Origin of the sequence: Mesorhizobium sp. M2E.F.Ca.ET.219.01.1.1 (assembly GCF_004016445.2) — a bacterium.
Classification (GTDB): domain Bacteria; phylum Pseudomonadota; class Alphaproteobacteria; order Rhizobiales; family Rhizobiaceae; genus Mesorhizobium.
Genome location: NZ_SADT02000004.1, coordinates 90,180 through 115,052 on the forward strand (window position 1 = coordinate 90,180; position 24,873 = coordinate 115,052).

At 65.4% G+C, this 24,873-nt stretch carries 16 protein-coding genes; 10 read left to right on the top strand and 6 right to left on the bottom strand.

What is annotated here, in order from left to right:
• Positions 1–3: 3 nt before the first annotated feature.
• The gene (gene aztB, locus EN862_RS20470; RefSeq protein WP_127867721.1) at positions 4–879 is read right to left on the bottom strand and encodes a zinc ABC transporter permease AztB; all 876 of its coding nucleotides are present in this window, start codon (positions 877–879) and stop codon (positions 4–6) included.
• Entirely contained in the window at positions 879–1,691 is an 813-nt protein-coding gene (gene aztA, locus EN862_RS20475) for a zinc ABC transporter ATP-binding protein AztA (protein ID WP_127867722.1), read from the bottom strand. The genes aztB and aztA overlap by 1 nt, the downstream gene beginning before the upstream one ends.
• Positions 1,692–1,915: 224 nt before the next feature.
• Here aztA and EN862_RS20480 point away from each other — a divergent pair, with 224 nt between their 5' ends.
• Complete coding sequence (locus EN862_RS20480; RefSeq protein ID WP_127867723.1) at positions 1,916–2,260, top strand: RidA family protein; 345 nt, start codon at positions 1,916–1,918, stop codon at positions 2,258–2,260.
• 380 nt (positions 2,261–2,640) lie between these two features.
• On the opposite strand, the gene hutC is transcribed toward EN862_RS20480, so the two are convergent.
• Both hutC and EN862_RS20490 read right to left on the bottom strand, forming a co-directional pair.
• A complete protein-coding gene (gene hutC, locus EN862_RS20485) occupies positions 2,641–3,387 on the bottom strand; it encodes a histidine utilization repressor (RefSeq protein ID WP_127867724.1) in 747 nt (248 codons plus the stop codon).
• A gap of 13 nt (positions 3,388–3,400) precedes the next feature.
• Positions 3,401–4,756, bottom strand: coding sequence for a formimidoylglutamate deiminase (locus tag EN862_RS20490; RefSeq protein WP_127867725.1), 1,356 nt, complete (start codon positions 4,754–4,756; stop codon positions 3,401–3,403).
• Positions 4,757–4,853: 97 nt separating this feature from the next.
• Here EN862_RS20490 and hutI point away from each other — a divergent pair, with 97 nt between their 5' ends.
• The 8 genes from hutI to EN862_RS20530 all read left to right on the top strand — a co-directional run bounded on the left by hutI (position 4,854) and on the right by EN862_RS20530 (position 22,690).
• Complete coding sequence (hutI, locus tag EN862_RS20495) at positions 4,854–6,083, top strand: imidazolonepropionase (RefSeq protein ID WP_189401251.1); 1,230 nt, start codon at positions 4,854–4,856, stop codon at positions 6,081–6,083.
• Complete coding sequence (gene hutH / locus EN862_RS20500; RefSeq protein WP_127867727.1) at positions 6,080–7,621, top strand: histidine ammonia-lyase; 1,542 nt, start codon at positions 6,080–6,082, stop codon at positions 7,619–7,621. Before hutI ends, hutH begins: the two co-directional genes overlap by 4 nt.
• Positions 7,621–8,439: an N-formylglutamate deformylase gene (gene hutG / locus EN862_RS20505; protein ID WP_127867728.1), complete on the top strand. Its 819-nt coding sequence runs from the start codon at positions 7,621–7,623 to the stop codon at positions 8,437–8,439. The genes hutH and hutG overlap by 1 nt, the downstream gene beginning before the upstream one ends.
• Positions 8,440–8,464: 25 nt before the next feature.
• A complete protein-coding gene (gene hutU / locus EN862_RS20510; protein WP_189401255.1) occupies positions 8,465–10,138 on the top strand; it encodes a urocanate hydratase in 1,674 nt (557 codons plus the stop codon).
• A gap of 3 nt (positions 10,139–10,141) precedes the next feature.
• Positions 10,142–10,729 (top strand): HutD family protein, encoded by a 588-nt coding sequence (locus tag EN862_RS20515; protein WP_127867729.1) that lies wholly within the window; start codon positions 10,142–10,144, stop codon positions 10,727–10,729.
• A gap of 270 nt (positions 10,730–10,999) precedes the next feature.
• The gene (locus tag EN862_RS20520) at positions 11,000–19,579 is read left to right on the top strand and encodes a glucoamylase family protein (protein WP_127867730.1); all 8,580 of its coding nucleotides are present in this window, start codon (positions 11,000–11,002) and stop codon (positions 19,577–19,579) included.
• Positions 19,580–19,953: 374 nt separating this feature from the next.
• Positions 19,954–21,723 carry a glucan ABC transporter ATP-binding protein/ permease gene (locus EN862_RS20525; RefSeq protein WP_127867731.1) on the top strand — a complete coding sequence of 590 codons (1,770 nt, stop codon included), beginning with the start codon at positions 19,954–19,956 and terminating at the stop codon, positions 21,721–21,723.
• A gap of 208 nt (positions 21,724–21,931) precedes the next feature.
• Positions 21,932–22,690 carry a heme ABC transporter permease gene (locus EN862_RS20530; protein WP_127867732.1) on the top strand — a complete coding sequence of 253 codons (759 nt, stop codon included), beginning with the start codon at positions 21,932–21,934 and terminating at the stop codon, positions 22,688–22,690.
• 3 nt (positions 22,691–22,693) lie between these two features.
• On the opposite strand, the gene EN862_RS20535 is transcribed toward EN862_RS20530, so the two are convergent.
• Positions 22,694–23,752: a D-TA family PLP-dependent enzyme gene (locus tag EN862_RS20535; RefSeq protein WP_127867733.1), complete on the bottom strand. Its 1,059-nt coding sequence runs from the start codon at positions 23,750–23,752 to the stop codon at positions 22,694–22,696.
• 204 nt (positions 23,753–23,956) lie between these two features.
• Here EN862_RS20535 and EN862_RS20540 point away from each other — a divergent pair, with 204 nt between their 5' ends.
• Positions 23,957–24,643, top strand: a complete 687-nt coding sequence (locus EN862_RS20540) for a D-lyxose/D-mannose family sugar isomerase (protein WP_127867734.1) — start codon at positions 23,957–23,959, stop codon at positions 24,641–24,643.
• A gap of 13 nt (positions 24,644–24,656) precedes the next feature.
• Here the strand turns inward: EN862_RS20540 and EN862_RS20545 are convergent, their stop codons facing one another.
• Entirely contained in the window at positions 24,657–24,854 is a 198-nt protein-coding gene (locus tag EN862_RS20545) for a hypothetical protein (RefSeq protein WP_210235674.1), read from the bottom strand.
• Positions 24,855–24,873: the final 19 nt, after the last annotated feature.

A 24,873-nucleotide genomic window follows, 5' to 3' on the forward strand; every position in this document is an offset into this window, starting at 1 on the left:
GGGTCAGGCGGTGCGGTGGCGATGATGCACGATGCGGGCGCGCAGGACGCCGCGCGTGCCGAACAGGATCGAGCAGAAATAGACGACGCCGGCCGAAAGGATGATCGCCGGACCGGAGGGCAGCGACGCGTGGTAGGACAACAGCAGTCCGGCGATGCAGGAGGCAAAGCCGATCAGCACGGCCAGCGCGCACATCGGTTCCACGCGCACCGTCCAGAAGCGGGCGGCGGCGGCAGGCAGCATCATCAGCCCGACCGAGAGCAGCGTGCCAAGCGCCTGGAAGCCGCCGACGAGATTGAGCACGACAAGACCCAAGAAGATGAAATGCACCGGGCTACCCATGCGGCTCACCGAGCGCAGGAACAGCGGGTCGAGGCATTCGGCGACCAGCGCGCGCCAGAAAATAGCGAGGCAGGCGAGCGTCACCGCCACGATGCCGCCGATCAGGGTCAGCGCCTCATTGTTGAGCGCGAGCACCGTGCCGAACAGCACATGCATCAGGTCGACACTGGAGCCGCGGATCGACACCATCAGCACGCCGACAGCCAGCGAGATCAGATAGAAGGCCGCCATCGAGGCGTCCTCGCGCTGGATGGTGAAGCGCGAGACGGCGCCCGCGCCAAGCGCGACGATGATGCCGGCGATCAGCCCGCCGACCGTCATCGGCAGGATCTCGAGCCCATAGAGCAGGAAGCCGGCGGCAGCGCCCGGCAGGATGGCATGCGCCATGGCGTCGCCCGACAGGCTCATGCGCCGCAGCATCAGGAAGACGCCGACGGGGCAGGCGCCGAGCGACAGCATCAGCGAGCCGAACAGCGCCCGCTGCATGAAGGCGAAATCAGCGAAAGGTGCGATGAACAGGCCGTAGAGGAAATCCATCACGCCGCCCTCGGTCCGGAGCCGTGGTCGTGATGATGATCATGCGTATGACTATGATGGTCGTGCCCATGATCATGCTCGCTCGGCTCGCACCATGGCGCGTTTTCCTCCCACGCCTCATGGAAACGCCGTGCCTTGAGCAGGTTTTCCGGCCGCAGCGTCTCCTTTGTGTCGCCCCAGGCGACCGGCTGGCGGGCAAGCAGCAGCGTTTCCGGGAAATTCTGCCGCACCAGATCGAGGTCGTGCACGACCACCATGATCGTGCGTTCCTCGCCATGCCAGCGTTTGATGAGTTGGATCAGGTCGCCGACGGTCTTGGCGTCGACGGCGTTGAACGGCTCGTCGAGCAGGATCAGGTCGGCGTCCTGCAGCAGCACGCGCGCAAACAGCGTGCGCTGCAACTGGCCGCCGGACAGCGTATCGATCGGCCGCTTCTCGAAGCCGCCGAGCCCGACCGCCATCAATGCCTTGCTGACCGACTCGCGATCCTCTTTCGTATACCGGCCGAGCATGCCGCGCTTCGGCCACAGCCCGAGCGAGACCAGGTCGACGACCCTCGCCGGAAAGGAGCGGTCGAGCTCCGACTGCTGCGGCAGATAGGCTGTGCGCACGCCTTGCATGCGAAGCACCGCGCCTTCCATCGGCTTCAGCACGCCGACGATGCCCTTCATCAACGTCGACTTGCCCGAGCCATTGGCGCCAACCACCGCCGTCAGCGAGCCTTTGCGGACAATGCCGTTGAGATGATGGATCGCCGGATGGCTGCCATAGCCAAGCGTCAGGTCGCGGAAGGTCAGGCAGGCATTGGTCATCAGGCGTCGGTCCGCGAAATCGTGTGTGTCGTCGATATGTGATGTTATTACATTAGTCAACACACCGCCCGGGCGGAATTGTGTCGTAACCGGTCAACTCGCCGTGTAGGCGGAAGGGCAGGGACCGGATAATTGGCTCAATTGGTTTCGCCTCCGCCGGCCTTGCCCGAAGCCGGCATGGACTCTAAACAGGCGCGACTTCAAGAAACGAAGGAACCTCTCGAATGAGCATTCGTCGCATCGATGTCGGCCCGCGCATGAGCCAGATCGTCATTCACGGCAACACCGTCTATCTCGCCGGCCAGGTCGGCGAGCCCGGCGGCAACGTCGCTTCCCAAACGCGCGACATCCTGAACACCATCGACGAATTGCTGGCCAAAGCCGGCACCGACAAGACCAAGATCGTGCAGGCGATCATCTGGCTGGCCGACATGGGCACCTTCGCCGAGATGAACTCGGAGTGGGACAAGTGGGTGCCGCAGGGCCATACGCCCGCGCGCGCCACCGGCGAAGCCAAGTTGGCCGGCCCGGAATATCTGGTGGAGATCATCGTGACGGCGGGGATCTGAGGCGCGGCGCCGGAACTGCCAATCTCCCCCTTGTGGGGCTACGGCATGCACACATTTTCCGAGCAGCTGGTCTTTGGCGATAGCGTGCATGACAGCTTGGCGCATGCATCGTCTAATGCAGCGCTGGTCGACCCCCACTCCGTCTCGGCTTCGCCGAGCCACCTCTCCCCCGATCGACGGGGTAGAGGAAGGCGCCAAGCTTTTTGCCCTCAACGCTCGTCCAGCAAGGCTCCCTTCCTTTCCCTCCGGAGGGGGGAAAGGTGGCGCTGCGAAGCAGCGACGGATTGGGGGAACCACGTGGCAATCAAGCCTCCGCCCGATCAGTCACGCCAGTCACGCAAGATGTGTGCATAGCGTAGCCCCTTGGGGGGCCGCAGGCGTTACCCCTGCGACGGCGTAAACCTTGCCACAAGCGTATGGCTTTCCGCCGGATAGATGAACCGCACATGCGTCACCGGGTGCTCCGCGCTCCAGGTCCGGCGTTCGACCACCAGGCAGGGTGCGCCCGCGTCGATGTCGAGCGCGTCGGCAATCGTCTCGTCCGCTGCCATGGCGCGGATGCGGTGCTCGGCCTCGCTCCACGGCACGCGGCCGATCAGCCAGGGGCCCGGCGCGATGTCGAGAAAATCTTCGTCGGCTGCCTCCGACACCGCTGAAAGGTTGATCAGCCGCTGCTCGAGCGCGAACGGCCGTTCGCCGGCAAAATGCAGGCTTTCCAGCGCAAGCACCGGCCCCGATGCGGAAAGCCCGAGCAGCCCGCGGTCCTCGGCGCTGCTGCGCCGCTTCAGACGCTCCAGCCGCTCATAGCGATAGGGCAGGCCGAGCGCCTCGACTTCGATCCTAATGTCGTGCAGCTCCAGCACCGCCGCCTGCGACTGCGGCTGGCGCACGAAACTGCCGGAACGGCGGCGCCGTTCGATCAGCCCGGCCTTGGCAAGCTGCGACAGCGCCTTGTTCACCGTCATGCGCGAGCAATTATATCGAGCCGTCAGCTCGTGCTCGAAGGGAATGCGATGCCCGGGCGCCCAGGCGCCCGACAGGATCTTCTCGCGGATGTCGGACAGGATGCGCTGATGCAGCGAGAGGCTCTCGCCGCCATCGATATCATCCGGTTCGACAAGACTCATCGGATGTTCCAGTTCAGCTTTTCGACAGGGCGGTCATGACTTCGCGGAACCGCTTGGTGACCGCCTCGCGCTTCGCATGCCTGCCGCCGCTGACCTGCTTCTTGCCATGCACCCAGACGCAATCGACCTTGCTGCCATTGGCAAAGATCCAGGCGTCGAGGATCGCGTCGCCCGCCTTGCCGGCCAGCGATGGATGGTTTTGGTCGAGCGAGACGAGATCGGCCGGACCGCCGGCGGCAATCCGCGATGGGCCGGCACCGAGCGCCTGGCTGCCGCCGTCGAGCGAGGCATCGAACAGCGCGCGCCCCGTCGAGCCGCCGGCCCGCGCCATCACGTTGCGGGCGCGGTGGGCGAGGCGCTGCGAATATTCGAGCTGCCTCAGCTCATCCGGCAGGCCTATCAGCACGTTGGAATCGGAGCCGACGCCGAAACGACCGCCATGCTCGATGAACAGTGGCGCCGCGAAAGTGCCGTCGCCGAGATTGGCCTCGGTGATCGGGCAGAGTCCGGCGATCGCGCCGGCCTTGGCCATGGCAATTGTCTCGGCTTCGGTCATATGCGTGGCGTGGATCAGGCACCAGCGATCGTCCACCTTAGCGTTGGCGAGCAGGAACTCGACCGGACGCTTGCCCGACCAGGCGATGCAGTCCTCCACCTCCTTCACCTGTTCGGCGACATGGATATGGATCGGTCCGTTCGGTGACATGGCCGCGACTGAATTGAGCTCGTCCGGTGTTGCGGCGCGCAGACTGTGCGGCGCGACACCGACGACAGCCTGCTCCAAGGAGCGAACGCCCTCGCGGGCCTTCTCAAGCAGACGTCCGAAGCGTCCGATATCATTGATGAATCGCCGCTGGCCTTCGTTGGGAGCAGCGCCGCCGAAGGCCGAATGGGCATAAAAAACCGGCAGCAGCGTCAAGCCGATGCCGGTGTCGGCGGCGGCAGCCGCGATCCGCTCAGCCATCTCGGCGATGTTGGTATAAGGCTGTCCGTCGCGGTCGTGATGCAGATAGTGGAACTCGCCGACGCGAGAGAAACCGGCCTCCAGCATCTCTACATAAAGCTGCGCCGCCACCGCCTCGACCTGGTCCGGCGTCATCGACAAAGCGAAGCGGTACATCACCTCGCGCCAGCTCCAGAAACTGTCGGCCGAAGGGCCGCGCAGCTCTGCGAGGCCCGCCATGCCGCGCTGGAAGGCGTGACTGTGCAGATTGGGCATGCCGGGCATAACAATGGCATGGCGCTCGTCGCCCGCCTGCGCGACAGCGCCGGCCTCGACCTCGGAGATGCGGCCGCCATCGAAAGCGATCCTCACATTGCCTTGCCAACCGCCGGGCAGCAGCGCCTGTTCCGCAAAGATCGCCGTCACGTTCCTCTCCGAATCTGAATGTCCCAGCGACATTACCACTTGCGTCGCGTTTCAATATGTATATACATAATCGCTATCCAAGCAAACGGAAAAGATGATGGGTGGAGCAAACGGGAAGAGCGGCCATCGGGTCTGGCGCAATGCGCGCCTGGCGACCATGGCCGATGGCGCGGCCGGTCTCGGCATTGTCGAGAAAGGCGCGGTCATCGCGCGCGACGGGCTCATCATATATGCCGGGGCCGAGGCCGACATGCCGGCCGCTGCGGGGCAGGGCGCCGAGGTCGTCGATTGCCAGGGCCGCTGGATCACGCCCGGCCTGATCGATTGCCACACCCATCTCGTCTATGCGGGAAACCGCGCCAACGAGTTCGAGATGCGTCTGGCGGGCGCCACTTATGAAGAACTGGCGCGCGCTGGCGGCGGCATCGTCTCCTCGGTCAAGTCGTTGCGCGCCGCCAGCGAGGACGAGCTTGTCGCCGAGACGCTGCCGCGCCTCGACGCGCTGCTCGCCGAAGGCGTCACCACCGTCGAGGTCAAATCGGGCTATGGCCTTGATGCCGACAACGAGAAAAAATCGCTGCGCGCCGCCCGCCGCCTGGCCGACGAGCGCCCGGTCACGGTTCGCGCCACTTGCCTTGCAGCGCACGCGCTGCCGCCGGAAGCCAAGGGCGACAAGGACGCCTTCATCGATCTCGTCGCGGGCACCATCCTGCCGCAGGTCGCCGCCGAAAAGCTCGCCGACGCCGTCGACGGTTTTTGCGAGGGCATTGCCTTTTCGCCGGAGCAGATGGCGCGCGTCTTCGACAAGGCCAAGGCGCTCGGCCTGCCGGTGAAACTCCATGCCGACCAGCTTTCCAACCTGCATGGCGCGGCCCTTGCCGCCCGTTATGGCGCGCTGTCGGCCGACCATCTTGAATATACGGACGAGGAGGGCGCCGCCGCGATGGCCAAGGCTGGAACCGTGGCGACAATCCTGCCCGGCGCCTACTACTTTATCCGCGAGACGAAGAAGCCGCCGGTCGACCTGTTCCGTCGCCACGGCGTGAAAATGGCGGTCGCCACCGACAGCAATCCCGGCACCTCGCCGCTCACCTCGCTGCTGCTCACCATGAACATGGCCGCGACGCTGTTCGGCATGACGGTCGATGAATGCCTGGCTGGCGTCACCCGCGAGGCCGCGCGAGCGCTTGGCCTGCTCGGCCAGACCGGCACGCTGGAAGCCGGCAAGTCGGCCGACCTCGCCATCTGGGACATCGAGCGCCCGGCCGAACTCGTCTACCGCATGGGCTTCAACCCGCTCCATGCCCGCATCTGGAGAGGACAATGACGGAACTGACCCTGACGCCCGGCAACGCCACGCTCGCCGACTGGCGCGCCATCTATCGCGGCGCCGTGCCGAAGCTCGACGCCGCCTGCCGGCCGAAGATCAAAGCGAGCGCTGAGGCGGTTGCCCGCATCCTCGCCAAGGGCGAGCCGGTCTATGGCATCAACACCGGCTTCGGCAAGTTGGCCAGCGTCCGCATTCCAGAAAGCGATCTCGAAACGCTCCAGCGCAACATCGTGCTGTCGCATGCTGCCGGTGTCGGCGAGCCGATGCCCGTCGCCGTTGTTCGATTGATGATGGCGCTGAAGCTTGCCAGCCTCGCCCAGGGCGCATCCGGCGTGCGCGCCGAGACCATCGACCTGCTTCAAGGGATGCTCGCCAACGACGTCATTCCGGTCGTGCCGGCGCAAGGTTCCGTCGGCGCCTCCGGCGATCTCGCGCCGCTCTCGCACATGACGGCGGTGATGATCGGCGTCGGCGAATGTTTCACCCCGCATGGCCGCTTCCCGGCCAAGGTTGCCTTCGTTTCGCACGGGCTGGAGCCGGTGACGCTCGGCGCCAAGGAGGGGCTCGCGCTTCTCAACGGCACGCAGTTCTCGACGGCTTTCGCGCTGGCCGGCCTGTTCGAGGCCGAGACGCTCTACCAGTCGGCGCTGGTCGCTGGCGCGCTGTCGACCGATGCCGCCAAGGGCTCCGACGCCCCCTTCGATCCGCGCATCCATCTGTTGAGGAAGCATCGCGGCCAGATCGAAACGGCGGATGCGTTGCGCAACCTGATGGCCGGCAGCGCCATCCGTGAATCGCACCGCATCGGCGACGAGCGGGTGCAGGACCCGTACTGCCTGCGCTGCCAGCCGCAGGTGATGGGCGCCGCGCTCGACGTGCTGCGCAAGGCCGCCGACACGCTTCAGACCGAGGCCAATGGCGTCACCGACAATCCGCTGATCTTCGCCGAGGACGACACCGCGCTCTCCGGCGGCAATTTCCACGCCGAGCCGGTGGCCTTCGCCGCCGACATGATCGCGCTCGCCGTCTGCGAGATCGGCTCGCTGTCGGAGCGGCGCATCGCCATGCTGGTCGATCCGGCGCTCTCCGGCATGCCGGCCTTCCTGACGCCCAAGCCTGGCCTGAATTCCGGCTTCATGATCCCGCAGGTGACGGCGGCGGCGCTCGTTTCGGAAAACAAGCAGAAGGCCTATCCGGCAAGCGTCGATTCCATTCCGACCTCGGCCAACCAGGAAGATCATGTCTCCATGGCCGCGCACGGAGCGCGCCGGCTGCTCGGCATGATCGAGAACGCGACCGCCGTCATCGGGATCGAACTCCTGGCGGCCGCGCAAGGCTGCGATTTCCACGCGCCGCTGGCTTCGAGCGATGCGCTGGAAGCGGTGCGCAAGCTGGTCCGCGCCGAGGTGCCGCATCTCGACAATGACCGCCATTTCCATCCCGACATGGAAAAGGCGATCGCTCTGGTGCGCAGCGGCGCCGCGGTGAATGCCGCGAGCGCGGTGGCGCTGCCTTCAATCGCGGGAGCGGCGTGATGGCAACGCCCTCCTGGCTCACCGTCACCCAGGGCACCGCGCCGCTGATGGTCTCGATCCCGCACACCGGCATAGACCTTGCAGGCCTAGACTCCCGCCTGGTCTCGGCATGGCTTGGCCGCCGCGACTGTGACTGGTGGATCGACAAGCTCTATGACTTTGCCGCCGATCTCGGCGCGACCGTCGTGCACACCGCCATCTCGCGCACGGTCATCGACGTCAACCGTGACCCGTCCGGCGTTTCGCTCTATCCGGGCCAGGCGACGACGACGCTTTGCCCGACCGACACGTTCGACGGCGATCCGCTCTACAATATGGGCGACGAACCAACCCCGTCCGAGATCGACCAGCGCCGCGAGACCTATTTCGTGCCGTATCATGCCGCCCTGCAGGCCGAGATCGACCGGCTGCGCGGCATGCATGAGAACATCGTGCTCTATGACTGCCATTCGATCCGCTCGGTCCTGCCGCGCCTTTTTGAAGGCACGCTGCCGGTCTTCAACCTCGGCACCAATGACGGCAGGAGCACTGATCCGTCGCTGCAGCAAAAGGTCGCCGAGATCCTCGCCGCGACCGGCGAGAGCTGGGTGGTCAACGGCCGCTTCAAGGGTGGCTGGATTACCAGAAGCTTCGGCCAGCCGCAAAACGGTGTGCATGCGCTGCAGATGGAACTCTCCAACCGTGGCTACATGCGCGAGCCGGCCGCGAAGGGCTCGCCCGAGAACTGGCCGGTGCCTTACGACGCAACCTACGCCGCGCCGATCCGCGCCACGCTGAAAACCATCCTCGAAACCGCCATTGAATGGGCTGGGCGCTGACGCGCCGCCTTACTCGAAAGGGACAATGATGAACGATCCGCGCCACAACATCCGCGAAGTGCGTGCACCCCGCGGCGAAAAGCTCAACGCCCGCTATTGGACGACCGAGGCGCCTCTGCGCATGCTGATGAACAATCTCGACCCCGAGGTCGCCGAGAACCCCAACGAGTTGGTCGTCTATGGCGGCATCGGCAGGGCTGCGCGCACCTGGAACGACTTCGACCGCATCGTCGCGTCGCTGAAGACGCTGGGCGAGGACGAGACGCTGCTGGTGCAGTCGGGCAAGCCGGTCGGCGTTTTCAAGACCCATTCCAACGCGCCGCGCGTTCTGATCGCCAATTCCAACATCGTGCCGCATTGGGCAACCTGGGAGAAGTTCAACGAGCTCGATAGGAAGGGTCTCATGATGTACGGCCAGATGACGGCCGGCTCCTGGATCTATATCGGCACGCAGGGCATCGTTCAGGGCACTTATGAAACTTTTGTAGAAGCGGGCCGCCAGCACTACAACGGCGACCTCAAGGGCAAGTGGATCCTGACCGGCGGCCTCGGCGGCATGGGCGGCGCCCAGCCGCTAGCCGCGGTCATGGCCGGCGCTTCCTGCCTTGCCATCGAGTGTAACCCGGATTCGATCGATTTCCGCCTGCGCACCCGCTATCTCGACGAGAAGGCTGAGACGCTGGACGAGGCGATGGAAATGATCGACCGCTGGACCAAGGCCGGCGAGGCCAAATCGGTCGGCCTGCTCGGCAACGCGGCCGAGATCGTGCCGGAGATGTTCAGGCGCGGTATCCGTCCCGACATCCTTACCGACCAGACTTCGGCGCACGATCCGATCAACGGCTACCTGCCCAAGGGCTGGACGATGGCCGAGTGGCGCGAGAAGCGCGTCAGCGACCCGAAGGCCGTCGAAAAGGCCGCCCGCGCCTCGATGCGCGAGCATGTCGAGGCGATGGTGGCGTTCTGGAACGCCGGCGTGCCGACGCTCGACTACGGCAACAACATCCGCCAGGTCGCCAAGGACGAAGGTTTCGAGAACGCCTTCGCTTTCCCCGGCTTCGTGCCGGCCTATATCCGGCCGCTGTTCTGCCGCGGCATCGGTCCGTTCCGCTGGGCAGCACTCTCGGGCGATCCGGAAGACATCTACAAGACCGACGCCAAGGTGCGCGAGCTGACCCCCGGCAACACGCATCTGCACAATTGGCTCGACATGGCGCGCGAGCGCATCTCGTTCCAGGGCCTGCCGGCGCGCATCTGCTGGGTCGGCCTCGGCGATCGCCATCGCCTCGGCCTCGCCTTCAACGAGATGGTGGCCAAGGGCGAGCTGAAGGCGCCCGTCGTCATCGGCCGCGACCATCTCGATTCCGGCTCGGTCGCCTCGCCGAATCGCGAGACCGAAGCGATGAAGGACGGCTCCGACGCCGTCTCTGATTGGCCGCTGCTCAACGCGCTGCTCAACACCGCGTCCGGCGCCACCTGGGTGTCGCTGCACCATGGCGGCGGCGTCGGCATGGGTTTCTCGCAGCATTCGGGCATGGTGATCGTCGCCGACGGTACACCCGACGCCGCCAAGCGCTTGGAGCGTGTGCTGTGGAACGACCCGGCGACCGGCGTCATGCGTCATGCCGATGCCGGCTACGACATCGCCATCCAGTGCGCGAAAGAGCACCAGCTCAACCTGCCGGGCATCCTGGGCTAGGCAATGCGGATCCTTCGTGCCGCCGATTACCGCGTCATGCCGTGGAAGAATGGCGGCGGCACGACCACCGAGATCGCCGTCTCGCCGGACGGTGCCAGGCTCGACGATTTCGACTGGCGCATCTCCATGGCCAGGGTCGAAGCCAGCGGGCCGTTCTCCAGCTTCACCGGCATCGACCGCACGTTGTCGGTGCTGGAAGGCGAAGGGATTGTCCTCGACATCGCCGGCCAGCCGCCGGCGCGGTTGACCACGGCGTCAGTGCCGCTCTCCTTTGCGGGCGACGTGCCGACCAGCGCGGCGCTGATCGATGGTCCGATCACCGATCTCAACGTCATGACCCGGCGCGGCCGGATGACCCATGGCGTCGAGCGCTGGCCGCTCTCCGGCGAGATTCGCATTATGCCGCGCGCCGACACGACGCTGGTTCTGGCTGTCAATGCAGGCTTCAGGCTCCTCACGGACGATGCGCCGAGCCTCGGACCGCTCGATACGCTGATCCTCGATCGCCACAGCCCGGAATTGCGGCTCCAGCCTGAGGGGCAGGGACTGCTTTTCGTGATCGCGCTCGATCGCCTTTCCGCCAACCATTAACGGCTGTTGCCAAACATGATCGCGGCGCGGGCGAATTATCGCCCGGCCCCTTGCAAGTATCACGAAAAAGCCTGATTCCTTGCCCTGATCCAACCGGGGGCGAAGAGCGAGGGGCGTTCGCCCGCAAGCTGTCGAAAGGGCACGCCCCTGTTGTGGTGCGCAGAACAAACTTTCGGCCGATCAGTCATGCAACCGATTGCAATTGAACCGGTTTTAGGGCCATTGCCGTGGCGGTGACGCCGCATTGCGCCCCCGCTTACGGAATTTTCAATGAACATTCAGACCAATCCCAACAAGATCGAACAGACAAGCGCCGGCTTCCCGTCCGTGACGGAAGCGCCGATACGCTCCAATTTCCTGCCTGAGGACCGGCTGCGCGCCTTGGGCGTTGCTTTGGCCAAGGGCGAGGTCAAGGACCTGTTCGGCCTCGCCCCGTTCGAGTTCCAGGCCCGCATCCGCGACAGCGCCAAGAAGATTCTCGAGGTCTACCGTTCGACCAATGCCGCCCAGGCCAAGGGCGAGACCATCACGCCGGCCGCGCAATGGCTGCTCGACAACAATTATCTGGTCGAGGAGACCATTTTCCAGGTCAAGCGCGACCTGCCGCGCCGCTTCTATCGGCAACTACCGACGCTCACGCTCGGCGACGGCACTGTGCTGCCGCGCGCCTTCGTCGTTGCCTGGAGCTATGTCGAGCATTCCGACAGCTCCGTCTCGGCCACCATGTTCAAGGCCATAGTCGAGGGCTTCCAGTCGGTCGAGCCGATGAAGATCGGCGAGCTCTGGGCACTCCCCTCCCTGCTGCGCTTCGTGCTGATCGAGAACCTGCGCCGCATTGCCGTGCGCGTCGATCGCACCAGGCAGATGCGACACATCGCCAACGAGGTCGCCGACCGGGTTCTCGCGACCGACGACAATGCCGACCGCACCAGGATCCTGTCGCACTACAGCGCGCATGCGCAGGACACCACATTTGCCACCCAGTTGCTCTACCGCCTGCGCGACGGCTCGCAGAACGCCGGCCGGGCGCTGGAATGGCTAGAGGGAGAGCTGGAAAAGACCGGCTCCGACGCCGAGGAGATCATCATCTCCGAGCATCAGACGCTGTCCAGCGGCAACGTCACGACCGGCAACATCATCCGCGGCCTGCGCCTCATCAACGACGTCGACTGGACGGTCTGGTTCGAAGGCGTCAGCCGAATCGACACGCTGCTGCGTGAAAAGACCGATTTCGCCGACCTCGATTTCTTCTCGCGCGACCAGTACCGCACCGCGATCGAGCAGCTGGCGCGGCGCTCCGAGCTGTCCGAATATCGGGTGGCCGAAAAAGCGATCGAGCTTGCCGGCCACACGCCCGGCGTCACCGATGCGTCCGGCGTGCCGGAGACGGCGGACCCGGACGTGCACACCGATGTCGGCTTTTTCCTGGTCGGGCCGCGCCGGCAGGAGCTGGAAAGGGCGATCGGCTACCGGCCGCCCTTCTATGTGACATTCAAGCGCGCCTTTGCCAGCGCCGGCTGGCTGGGCATCGTCGTGCCGGTCTTCCTGCTGACGGCGCTGCTGCTGGTGCTGTCGGGCAGGGCGCTCGCCAATCTCGGCCTTTCGGTGGAATCGATCACGCTGATGCTGGCGCTGTTCGCGGTGCCGGCAAGCGAAGGCGCGCTCGCCTTCTTCAACACCGTCGTGGCGCTGTTCCTCAAACCCACCCGGCTCGTTGGTTACGATTACAATAAGCACGGCATCCCGGCCGAGGCGCGCACGCTGGTCGTGGTGCCCTCGCTGATCGGCTCGCGCGACGACGTTGAGGAAAACATCCGCAACATCGAGGTGCATCACCTCGCCAACACGGCCGAAGAGATCCATTTCGCGCTGTTGTCTGACTGGCCGGATTCCAAGACCGAGATCGACGCCGCCGACATCGAGATCCTACAATATGCCCGCGACGAGATCGCTAGGCTCAACGCCCGCTATCCGTCGGAAGGCTCGCCGCGCTTCTACCTCCTGCACCGGCGCCGGCTCTATAACCAGGCGCAGGGCTGCTGGATGGGCTGGGAGCGCAAGCGCGGCAAGCTGCACGAGCTGAACCTTCTCCTGCGCGGCGACAGCGACACCACCTTCCTGCCGCTCGACGTGCCGCTGCCGGAAAAGGTCGTCTATGTGATGACGCTCGACGCCGACACGCGCACGACGCGCGATGCGGTTTCGAGCTTGGTCGGCAAGCTCGCCCACCCGCTCAACCGCCCGCATTTCGATCCGGTCAAGCGCCTCGTCAGCGCCGGCTACACCATCCTGCAGCCGCGCATCACGGCGTCGCTGACCAGCGGCGACGATGCCTCCTTCTTCCAGCGCGTTTTCTCGGCCAATCGCGGCCTCGACCCCTATGTATTCGCCGTCTCCGACGTCTACCAGGACGTCTTCGGCGACGGTTCCTTCACCGGCAAGGGCCTCTACCATGTCGACGCCTTCGAGGCGGCGCTGAAGAACCGCATCGACGAGAACACCATCCTCAGCCATGACCTGCTCGAAGGCGCGCTCTCGCGCGCCGCGCTGGTCACGGACGTCGAGCTGGTCGAGGACTATCCGACCCGCTACTCTGTCGACGCCTCGCGCCATCACCGCTGGGCGCGCGGCGACTGGCAGCTGCTCGGCTACATCTTCGACCCGCGTTCCGGCGTGCCGGCACTGTCGCGCTGGAAGATGGTCGACAATCTGCGCCGCTCGCTGACCCCGATCTTCTGGGTCATGGCCTGCGTTGCCGGCTGGACGCTGCTGCCCTTCACCCAGGCCGCCCAATGGCAGGCGCTTCTGATCCTCAGCCTGTTCATGGCGCCGACCTTCGACATCGTGAACGGCATCCTGCCCAAGAGCGGTGACCAGACGCCGCGCGGCCACTTCTCGGCGCTTGCGCGCGACACCGTCTTCGGCACGGCGCTGGTGGCGCTGAAGGTGCTATTGATGGCGCATCTCGCATGGATGATGGGCGACGCCATCATCCGCACCATCTACCGGCTCTTCGTCAGCCGGCAGAACCTTCTGGAATGGCGTACCGCCTCGCAGGCGGCCAAGGGCGGCAACGATCTCGGCGCCTATTACGGCATGATGTATGGCGCGGTGATCATCGGCGTCGTCGGCCTGGCTATTCCGGTGCTGGCCGATTCCACAGGCGCCTTCGTCGCCTTCTTCTTCGCCATCTTCTGGATCGCTTCGCCCGCCGTCGCCTGCTGGATCAGCCGTTCGGCCGAGACCGAGGACAGGCTGCGCATCTCAAGCGCCGACATCCAGGTGCTGCGTACCTTCGCGCGCCGCACATGGCACTATTTCGAGACCTTCGTCACGCCCGAGCAGCATCATTTGCCGCCGGACAATTTCCAGGAAAGCCCGGCGCCGGTGGTGGCGCCGCGCACCTCGCCGACCAATATCGGCGTCTATCTGCTGTCGGTGGTTTCGGCGCGCGATTTCGGCTGGATCAGCCTGTCGGACGCCATTACCCGCATCGACGCCACGATGACGACGATCGAGAACATGCCGCGCGACCGCGGCCATCTCTACAACTGGTACGACACGACGACGCTGAAGCCGCTCTATCCGCTTTACATCTCCGCGGTCGACAGCGGCAATCTCGCTGGACATCTGGTCGCGGTTGCCGCCTCTTGCGCCGAATGGGCCGAGGCGCCGTCCGTGCACCTGCAGGGCGATTTCGAAGGCATTATCGACACCGTCACCATCCTCGACGAAAGCCTGGACGAGCTGCCGGACGACCGACGGCAGCTGCGGCCGCTGCGCCAGCGCCTGGCCGACCGTCTTGACGGCATGCGCCGCGCGGTTGCGACCATCAAGGCGCAGCCGGAGATGGCCTCGATCCGCACCATCAACCTTGCCGTGCTCGCCGGCGAGATCCGCAAGCTCGCCACCGCCATCCACACCGAGGCGGCTTCGCCCAAGAGCGACGTCATCGCCGACTGGGCGGAACGGCTGGAGGCGACCTGCGAGGCGCATGTGCACGATTCGCACAATGACGAAAGCGCCGTCGCCGCCCTGCGCGCCAAGCTGCTCGCTCTGCGCGAACGCTGCCGCCGCTATGCCTTTGAGATGGATTTCTCCTTCCTGATGCGTCAGGAGCGCAAGCTGCTCTCGATCGGCTACCGTGTCGAGGACCGCCAGCTCGACGAGAGCTGCTACGACCTTCTCGCTTCCGAGGCGCGGCTCACCAGCCTGTTCGCCATCGCCAAGGGCGACCTGCCGACCGAGCACTGGTTCCGTCTGGGGCGCCCGATCGTTGAGATCGGCTTCCAGGGCGCGCTGATGTCCTGGTCGGGCTCGATGTTCGAGTATCTGATGCCGCCGCTGGTGATGAAGGAGCCGCAGGGCTCGATCCTCAACCAGACCAGCAAGCTCATCATCAAGCGCCAGATCCAGTATGCGCGTTCCAAGAACGTGCCCTGGGGCATTTCGGAAGCGGCCTACAACGCCCGCGACCGCGAGCTCACCTACCAGTACACCAATTTCGGCGTGCCCGGCCTCGGCCTCAAGCGCGGCCTTGGCCAGAACACCGTGATCGCGCCCTATGCGACGATCCTGGCCGCGCAGTTCAGCCCGCGCGAGGCGGTGCAGAACCTGCGGCGGCTGCGCTCGATCGGCGCGCTCGGCCGCCACGGCTTCTACGACGCGGTCGATTTCACGCCGCAGCGCGTGCCCGAAGGCACCGACCATGCCGTGGTGCAGAACTACATGGCGCACCACTCCGGCATGTCGATCGCCGCCGTCGCCGACGCCATTTTCGAGGGCCGGTTGCGCGAGCGCTTCCACAGCGACCCGGTGATCGAGTCGGCCGAGCTTCTCCTGCAGGAGAAGGCGCCGCGCGACATCCCGACCGCGACCGTCAGGACGGAAGCCGACGAACGTTCCAAGGACGAGACCGAGACCGAGAGCCCGGACAGCCGCGTCGTCCTCGACCCGATCAAGGCGCTGCGGGCGACCAACGTCATGTCCAACGGCCGCTATTCGGTCATGGTCACCGCGACGGGCTCCGGCTACAGCCGCTTCGGCGAGCTTGCCGTCACCCGCTGGCAGCCGGATCCGAGCGAGGATCGCCTCGGGTCCTACATCTTCCTGCGCGACACTGCGACCGGCGACTGGTGGTCCGCCACCGCCGAGCCTAAGCGCGCCGAGGGCGAGCGCGTCCAGACGCTGTTTGCCGACGACAAGGCGAGCTTCACCAAATCGGTCGGCTCGCTGCGTTCCGAGGTCGAATGCATCGTCATTTCCGAAGGCAATGGCGAAGGCCGCCGCGTCACGCTCTACAATGACGGCGCCACCGACCGTCATATCGAGGTGACCTCCTTCGCCGAGTTGGTGCTCGGCAACGAGGCTTCCGACAACGCGCATCCGGCGTTCTCCAAGATGTTCGTCGAGACCGAGATCGCGGCGAACAACGGCGCGATCTTCGCCACGCGGCGCAAGCGCGACAAGAACGACCCCGACCTTACCATGGTGCATTTCGTCACCGACCCGTCGGGCCCGTCGCGCGATGCCGAGGCCGAGACCGACCGGCGAGCCTTCATCGGCCGCGGCCGCACCATCGCCGATGCCGTCGCCTTCGACCCCGGCGTCAGGCTTTCCGGCAGCCAGGGCTTCACGCTCGACCCCGTGGCGGCACTGCGCCGCCAGGTGCGCGTGCCGGCCAACAAGAAGATCTCGCTGACCTTCTGGACCGCCGTCGGTGCCAATCGCGGCGAGCTCGACGAGGCGATCGCCCGGCTCGACCACCAGGAGAGCTTCGCCCGCCAGGCCATGCTGGCCTGGACGCGCAGCCAGGTGCAGACGCGCCATCTGGGGCTCAGCCTCACCGACGCCGCCAATGTGCAGAAGCTGGCGCGTTACCTCATCTATCCCGATCCGTTCCTGCGCCTGCCGGCGGAATCCATCGCCTCGGGCCTCGGCCGCCAGTCGAGCCTGTGGCCGACCAGCATCTCCGGCGATTTCCCGATCTTCCTCGTGCGTATCGGCGACGTCGCCGATCTCGAGATTGTCGCCCAGGCGCTGCGCTTCCAGGAATATATGCGGGCGCGCGGCATGATGATCGACTTCGTCGTCGTCAACGAACAGGCCTCGTCCTACGTACAAGACCTGCAGCGGGCTGTAGAAACGCTGTGCGAGAACAGCCGCCTGCGCGGCCGCGAGCTCGGGCCGCGCCAGCACATCTTCGCGGTGCGCCGCGACCTGATGGACGAGCCGACCTACAAGACCTTGCTGTCGGTCGCGCGAGTGGTTCTTCACACCCGCAACGGCACGATCTTCGACCAGCTCGAACGCGCCGAGACGGCGGCGCTGCAGGCCCGCGATGCCTTGCTGCAGGCGGAGGGCGGCTCGCCGCGCGAACCCAGCCCGCCGCTGCCCCTGCCAGTGCCGGCAAGCCGGGCTGGAGCCGACATTGCAGCCGACGGCCGAGGCCTCAGCCTCTGGAACGGCTTTGGCGGCTTCGATGGCGATGGCCGCCACTATGTCACGCGGCTGACCGGACGGCGCTCGACGCCGCAGCCCTGGATCAACGTCATCTCCAACGCGTCCTTCGGCTTCCACGTCTCGGCCGAGGGCGCCGGCTTCACCTGGAGCCGCAACAGCCGCGACTACCAGCTGACGCCATGGTCTAACGACCCGGTGTCGAACCGGCCCGGCGAGGGCTTCTATGTCTTCGACCACGCCAGCGGCAAGGCGTTCTCGCCGATGGCGGCGACGGTACGCGATCCGTCGATGACCTATGAGACCTGGCACGGCCAGGGCTTCTCGACCTTCCGCTCCAAGCGCGGCCCATTGTCGATGGACCTGACCCAGGTGGTGGATCCCGTCGATCCGGTGAAGATCAGCCGGTTGCGCATCCAGAATTCCGGATCCGTGCCGGCGCGGCTGCGGGTCTATGCCTATGCCGAATGGGTGCTGGGCGGCCACCGCTCGCGCACGGCGGCGACCATCGTGCCTTCGCGCGATGCGGCGACGGGCGCGCTTCTGGCGCAGAACCCCTATGGCCTCGACTTCGGCGAGCGCGTCGCCTTCCTGGGCGCAAGCCACCCCATCCATTCGGTTACCGCCGACCGCTCCGAGTTCATCGGCAGGCACGGCACGACCGAATATCCGCAAGCCGTGCTCGGCGGTTTGGCGCTCTCAGGTCGCATCGAGGCAGGCGACGACCCTTGTGCGGTCGTCGCAAGCGACATCGACATTCCCGCCGGCGGCGACGTCACGCTGTCCTGGCTGCTTGGCGACGCGGCCACGCCCGCAGAGGCAAGCGCGCTGGTGCAGACCCATCGCGGCAAGGATTTCGACCAGCGCCTCGCCGACAATGAAAAGGCCTGGCGCGGCTTCCTCGACACCATCCAGGTCGAGACGCCGGACGAGGCGATGAACGCCATGGTCAACCACTGGCTCCCCTACCAGAGCCTGGCCTGCCGCATCCGCGCGCGCTCGGCCTTCTATCAGGCCAGCGGCGCCTTCGGCTTCCGCGACCAGTTGCAGGACACGTTGGCGCTTCTGGCGCACGATCCGAAGCTGGCACGCGACCAGATCCTCAATGCGGCGCGCCGGCAATTCCCGGAGGGCGACGTGCAGCACTGGTGGCTGCCGCGCACCGATGCCGGGGTGCGCACCATGATCTCGGACGACGTCGTCTGGCTGGCGCATGCGACGGCCCGCTACATCGAGGTGACCGGCGACGCCGCGATCCTCAAGGAGCAGTTGCCCTTCATCGACGGGCAGCAGCTCGGCGAAGGCGAGCATGACGCCTTCTTCACGCCCGAGATCACCAAGAACACAGCGTCGCTCTATGATCACTGCGCGCGGGCGCTGGATCTCGCGATCAGGCGCAGCAGCCCTGCCGGCCTGCCGCTCATCCTCGGCGGCGACTGGAACGACGGCATGAACCGTGTCGGCGAAGGCGGCAAGGGCGAGAGCGTGTGGCTGGGCTGGTTCCTCCTGAAGACGCTCACCGACTTCGCGCCCGTCGCCAAGGGGCAGGGCGACACCAAGCGGGCGCAGGCGTGGACAAAGCACGCGGACGCGCTGAAGCGGGCGCTGGAGAATACTGCCTGGGACGGCCAGTGGTACCGGCGCGGCAGTTTCGACGACGGCACGCCGCTCGGCTCGCACAATTCGGACGAGTGCAAGATCGACTCCATCGCCCAGTCCTGGAGCGTGCTGTCGGGCGAGGGCGATCCTGCCCGCTCGACGACGGCCATGGAGCAGGCGACCGAGTTGCTGGTCGATGACGACCTCAAGATCGTCAAGCTGTTCACGCCGCCCTTCTCGAAAAGCGAGAAGGACCCCGGCTATATCAGGAGCTACCCGCCGGGCGTGCGCGAGAATGGTGGCCAGTACACTCATGCCGCCACCTGGTTCGTGATCGCGCTCGCCGAAATGGGCCGCACCGACGAGGCCTATCGCTGTTTCTCGATGCTGAACCCGGTCAACCATGCCTCGGACGAGGCGGCTGCCGAACACTACCGTGTCGAGCCTTATGTCGTGGCAGCTGACATCTATGCCGGCGAAGGCAAGGGCGGCCGCGGCGGCTGGACCTGGTATACGGGCTCGGCCGGCTGGCTTTACCGCGCCGCGGTGGAAGGCATCCTCGGCATCGAGCGGCGCGGCAAGGAGATCACGTTTAGGCCGAAGCTGCCCGGGCACTGGGACGGCTACGCCGCGACGCTCAAGATGTTCGGCGGTGAAATCAAGCTTCGCGTCATCCGCGACAAAAAGACCAAGTCGATCTCGCTAGAAGTCGATGGTTCTAAGAAAAGATCGGCCTCTTTCGAGCCGAAAGCCGGCGGCAAGACCGAGGTCGTCGTCAGGATACCTGCGTAAAATCAAAGGCTTGGCTGATTGGCCGCGCGCTCTTCGGAGTGCGTGGCCATTTCGCTTTTTTACTTGGCGGTGATGCCGGACATCGCGGCGTGCGATCTTTTAGCGCATGCTAACCAAGCGGCGGGTGATTAAAAATGTGGCAGCGGAGAGCAAGTGCCACTATTTTGCCGCAAGGCTGACATTTCACCTTTTATCTCAAACCGTTAGGTGATCACGTCAGATTTCGTACCGTCGTCATCTTTTGTTCGCAAAATGGGAACGGAAGGGATAGACGACGCATTGTTTCGCGACACATTAACCTGTACGTGTCAAAAAATGGTGCGGTGCACAATACCGGCATTGAGCACGGACAAGAGTTTGGCGGAGTAGCTGAAGTGTCACTTCTGCAGATCTACTTTAGAGCGCTGGGTTATCTGGCGGCCGACAAGAAGCGCGTCGCGCTGATTTGCGGCGCCAACGTCGCGCTCGCGGCGATCGCGATCCTCGAGCCGATCCTCTTGGGTCGGGTCATCGGTGCCATTTCCGAAAAAGGCGCGGTGTTCTCGACGCTCGCCGTCTGGGCCGCTCTGGGCGCCTTCAACGTCGTCGCCTTCGTGCTGGTGGCGCGCGGTGCCGACCGCTTCGCCCATGCCCGCCGCTCCGAAGTGCTGTGCCAGTCCTTCGAACGCGTGATCACCATGCCGCTCGCCTGGCACCACCAGCGCGGCACGTCCAATTCGCTGCACACGCTGCTGCGTGCCGTCGAGACCCTGTTCAGCCTCTGGCTCGAATTCATGCGCGTGCATCTGTCGACCGCCATCGCGCTGGTGCTGCTGGTGCCGACCGCGCTCGCCATGGACATCCGCATGTCGGTCGTGCTGCTCGGCCTCGGGGTGCTTTACGTCGGCATCGGCCGTATCGTCATGCGCCACACCAAGTCGGGGCAGACCGCCGTCGAGCGCCATTACCACACCGTCTTTGCCCACGTGTCCGACAGCGTCAGCAATGTCGCCGTGCTGCAAAGCTACAACCGCATCGGCCATGAGACCGCGACGTTGAAGCGTTACGTCAAGGACCTGCTCGACGCGCAGAACCCTGTGCTCGACTGGTGGGCGATCGCCAATGCGCTGAACCGGCTGTCGTCGACCATCTCGATGATGATCGTGCTGTCGATCGGCGCCTATCTCGTCACCCGTGGCCAGCTCCGCGTCGGCGACGTCGTCGCCTTCACCGGTTTTGCCGGGATGCTGATCGCCCGTCTCGACCAGATGTCGGCCTTCACCACCCAGATTTCCGAGGCCCGCGCCAAGCTCGAGGATTTCTACCGCCTTGAGGACTCTGCCGCCGAAGCCATCGAGCCGGATGGCTTGCGCGAGCTCACCAACGTCACCGGCCATGTGCGCTTCGAGGACGTTAGCTTCGAGTTCGCCAATTCGGGCCACGGCATCGAGGACGTTTCGTTCGAGGTCCTGGCTGGCCAGACAGTCGCCATCGTCGGCCCGACCGGTGCCGGCAAGACGACGCTGATCAATCTCTTGCAGCGGGTCTTCACGCCGTCCAGCGGCCGTATCCTGATCGACGGCATCGACACCAAGACCGTGACCCGCAAGTCGCTGCGTCACTCGATCGCCACTGTCTTCCAGGACGCCGGCCTGCTCAACCGCTCGATCGAGGACAATATCCGCGTCGGCCGCGCCGATGCGAGCAATGATGAGGTGCACGCCGCCGCCAATGCCGCCGCCGCCCAGGACTTCATCCTGGCCAAGAGCAGCGGCTACGACACCGTCGTCGGCGAGCGCGGCGGCCAGCTCTCGGGCGGCGAGCGCCAGCGTATCGCCATCGCCCGCGCCGTGCTGAAGGATGCGCCGATCCTGGTGCTCGACGAGGCGACCAGCGCGCTCGACGTGGAGACCGAGGACCGCGTCAAGGAGGCGATTGACGAGCTGCGTCGCAACCGCACGACCTTCATCATCGCCCACCGCCTGACCACGGTCCGCGACGCCGACCTCGTCGTCTTCATGGACAAGGGCAGGGTGGTCGAGATGGGCGGCTTCACCGAGCTGTCGCTGCGCAACGGCCGCTTCGCCGCCCTGCTGCGCGCCGGCGGCCTGCTCAACGACGAAGAGGTCCGCCGCCTCAGCCGTCCGGTGACGGAAGCGGCGTAATCCTAGAATTCCCCCTTCCCCCCTTGTGGGGAAGGTGTCGCCGAAGGCGCGGGGTGCTCCAGGGAAAGCCAGCGTCTCACTCCGCTGGAACACCCCTCATACGTCTCGGCGCTACGCGCCGATCCACCTTCTCCCACAAGGGGAGAAGGAAAAGCCTGCGACATCCGTCCAATTGCCCCTGACCTCACGCCGGTCTATTTAGATCGCCATGAGCGACACGACCTCACGCTTTTCCGGCTGGATCGATCTCGCCAACCCGACGCGCTTCGTCGGGCTGGCCGACAAGGTCATTCCGTGGCTGGCGGCGGTCGCGGCGATTCTGCTTGGCGTGGGCCTCTATATGAGCTTCACCGCGCCGGAGGATTTCCAGCAGGGCATCACCGTGCGCATCATGTATATCCACGTTCCCTTCGCGTGGCTCGCCATGATGTGCTACACGATCATGGCGATCTCGGCATTGGGCACGCTGGTCTGGCGCCATCCGCTGGCCGATGTCGCGCTGAAATCGGCGGCCCCGATCGGCGCCACCTTCACCGCGCTCGCGCTGGTTACCGGCTCCATCTGGGGCAAGCCGATGTGGGGCACCTGGTGGGTGTGGGATGCGCGGCTGACCTCTGTCTTCGTGCTTTTCCTGATGTATCTCGGCATCATCGCGCTGACCCGCGCGCTGGATGACGCCGGCCGTGCCGCCTGGGCCGCCGCCATCATCACGCTGGTCGGCTTCATCAACATCCCGATCATCAAATTTTCGGTCGACTGGTGGAACACGCTGCACCAGCCAGCCTCCGTCTTCCGCCTCGGCGGCCCGACCATCGACCCCTCGATGCTGTGGCCGCTCGCCGTCATGGCGCTGGGTTTCACCGTGCTGTTTTTCGCCCTGCATCTGATGGCGATGCGCACCGAGATTTTCAGGCGGCGGGTGACCGCGATGCGGAGAGTGGCGGCAAGGCAGGCGGAGCGGCAGTAGGGCTCACCCCATCTTCCCGCGCGCCGCCACCGGCAGCGTCTCCAGCACCTTGTCGCCGTCGATCAGATGCACCTGATCGAACAAATTCGTCACCACGCAGCAATGGTCGGGAACGACGCGCACGCGTTCGCCGATGCGCAAGGCGGCGCCGTCTGACAGCGTGACCGTGCCATGCTCCTCGCTTAAGCCCGTGACTCGTGCGCCAGGCACGCCCAGCAACTCGCCGAATTCGGGGAGCCCGAGCGTGTCGGAGGACAGCGCCTTGCTGCCTGAGTCGAGGATGGCGCGGGTCGGCGTCGGGTGGCTGACCACGGTGGCAAGCACCGTCAGCGCGCAGTCGTCCAGCGTACCCACGCCTTTGGCGACCTGGTAGCGGTCGAGATAGATATACGTGCCGGGCCGGTATTCGGTGACGATGCTGTTCTCGCCGGAGCGCCACATATCCGGCGTGCCGCCGCTGGAGACGCGCGGGCATTCGAGGCCTGCCGCGGCAAGCGCGTCGTGCGCGCTTTTCAGCCAGGCCTCGGCCTCTGCCGCGCGGCCGGCCGCCGGATAGGTCATCAGCCCGCCGAAGGCGAGGCCCTTGGCCTGGTCGATCACCTTCGCCAGCGCCACCGCTTCGGCCGGGGTCTGCACGCCACAGCGGCCCATGCCGGTGTCGCACTCGACCAGCACCTGCAGCGGATGGCCGGCATCGGTAAAGGTGGCGGCAAGGCCTTCCAGCGTCTCATGGCTGTCCGCCGTCACCGACAGCGTGACGCGGCCATGCAGGGCCTTGAGCCGCTCCAGCTTGGCGCGGCCGAGTATGTTGTAGGGCAGAAAAATATCTTCAAGCCCGGCATCGGCCATCACTTCGGCCTCGCCAATCTTCTGGCAGGTGATGCCGACGGCGCCGGCCGCGACCTGCTTCTTCGCCCAATAGGGCAGCTTGTGCGTCTTGATGTGCGGCCGCAGCTTCAGCCCGTGGGCGTCCGCATGCGCCTGTGCCTTTTTGATGTTGGCTTCCGCGCGGGCCGCGTCGATCAGGATCGCCGGCGTGTCGAGGTCGTCAATGCTTGGCATGAAAGTCACCATTCAAGGCATGTCTCCCGAGATCCGGTTTCGGGAAAAAGACATGCGTAAAATCGGAAAGTCCGGTTGGGTTTATGGTCCCGATCCGGCCGGATGTCACGGGGCCAGAACAGCGGGTTTGCGTCGACAGCGGACCGGCATTGGGCTATTCGGAGGTCCGAATTTCAGCAAGGCATCGGCCGGAGGAGGTCCCCCATGAAGCGCTCCAGGATCAACGAGATCATCCGCGAGGCCGACGCGTTTATCCGCTCCTTCGGCTATATCATGCCGCCCTTCGCCTATTGGTCGCCGGACGAGATGAAGGCGCACAAGGCCGACTCCTCGGCGATCTTCACCTCGCGCCTCGGCTGGGACATCACCGACTACGGCCAGGAGAAGTTCGATGAGCTCGGCCTGTTCCTGTTCACCGTGCGCAATGGCCGCTACGAGGACATGAAGCTCGGCATGGGCATGCTCTATGCCGAGAAGATCATGATCTCGCGCAAGGACCAGCTCTCACCGATGCACCGCCACAACATCAAGGCCGAGGACATCATCAACCGCGGCGGCGGCAAGCTCGTGCTGGAGCTGTTCATGCATGACCGCGACGGCGGCATCGACCCGAAGGCCGAAGTTTCGGTACCGGTCGACGGCACTATCACCAGATTGCCGGCCGGCGGGCTGCTGAAGCTCGATCCCGGCCAGAGCGTGACGCTTCTGCCCGGCGTCTGGCACGCCTTCTGGGCCGAGGGCAAGGACGTGCTGATCGGCGAGGTTTCCACCGTCAATGACGACCTCACCGACAACGTCTTCCGCGATCCGATCGGCCGCTTCTCCAACATCGACGAGGACGTCGCGCCGCTGCACCTGCTGGTGTCGGACTACGAGAAGTGGGTGGGGTAGGCAGCAGAGATCTCTATTTGGTCTGAAGTGCGCGCAGGCGACGCACTTCCGCGATCAGGCGGGGGATGTCCTGGCGTGCGGCGGCGATAAAATCCTGGTCTGCGACGGTCGCCCCGGACATTTCGATGTCCTCGCCGCGCTCTGCGCCGCTGCCGGTCTGGATGAAGTTTGATCCTCCATCGAAATCCCGACCTTCGATCCAAGATTTCATGGGCCGGGCTGGGCCGCTG

What these genes read in the sequence shown, in the direction of transcription:
- EN862_RS20540 (WP_127867734.1), top strand. Translation starts at nt 23,957, where the DNA reads ATGAAGCGCTCCAGGATCAACGAGATCATCCGCGAGGCCGACGCGTTT.
- hutG (WP_127867728.1), top strand. Translation starts at nt 7,621, where the DNA reads ATGGCAACGCCCTCCTGGCTCACCGTCACCCAGGGCACCGCGCCGCTG.
- EN862_RS20545 (WP_210235674.1), bottom strand. Translation starts at nt 24,854, where the DNA reads ATGAAATCTTGGATCGAAGGTCGGGATTTCGATGGAGGATCAAACTTC.
- hutC (WP_127867724.1), bottom strand. Translation starts at nt 3,387, where the DNA reads ATGAGTCTTGTCGAACCGGATGATATCGATGGCGGCGAGAGCCTCTCG.
- hutU (WP_189401255.1), top strand. Translation starts at nt 8,465, where the DNA reads ATGATGAACGATCCGCGCCACAACATCCGCGAAGTGCGTGCACCCCGC.
- EN862_RS20530 (WP_127867732.1), top strand. Translation starts at nt 21,932, where the DNA reads ATGAGCGACACGACCTCACGCTTTTCCGGCTGGATCGATCTCGCCAAC.
- aztA (WP_127867722.1), bottom strand. Translation starts at nt 1,691, where the DNA reads ATGACCAATGCCTGCCTGACCTTCCGCGACCTGACGCTTGGCTATGGC.
- aztB (WP_127867721.1), bottom strand. Translation starts at nt 879, where the DNA reads ATGGATTTCCTCTACGGCCTGTTCATCGCACCTTTCGCTGATTTCGCC.
- hutH (WP_127867727.1), top strand. Translation starts at nt 6,080, where the DNA reads ATGACGGAACTGACCCTGACGCCCGGCAACGCCACGCTCGCCGACTGG.
- EN862_RS20515 (WP_127867729.1), top strand. Translation starts at nt 10,142, where the DNA reads ATGCGGATCCTTCGTGCCGCCGATTACCGCGTCATGCCGTGGAAGAAT.
- EN862_RS20535 (WP_127867733.1), bottom strand. Translation starts at nt 23,752, where the DNA reads ATGCCAAGCATTGACGACCTCGACACGCCGGCGATCCTGATCGACGCG.
- hutI (WP_189401251.1), top strand. Translation starts at nt 4,854, where the DNA reads ATGGGTGGAGCAAACGGGAAGAGCGGCCATCGGGTCTGGCGCAATGCG.
- EN862_RS20480 (WP_127867723.1), top strand. Translation starts at nt 1,916, where the DNA reads ATGAGCATTCGTCGCATCGATGTCGGCCCGCGCATGAGCCAGATCGTC.
- EN862_RS20520 (WP_127867730.1), top strand. Translation starts at nt 11,000, where the DNA reads ATGAACATTCAGACCAATCCCAACAAGATCGAACAGACAAGCGCCGGC.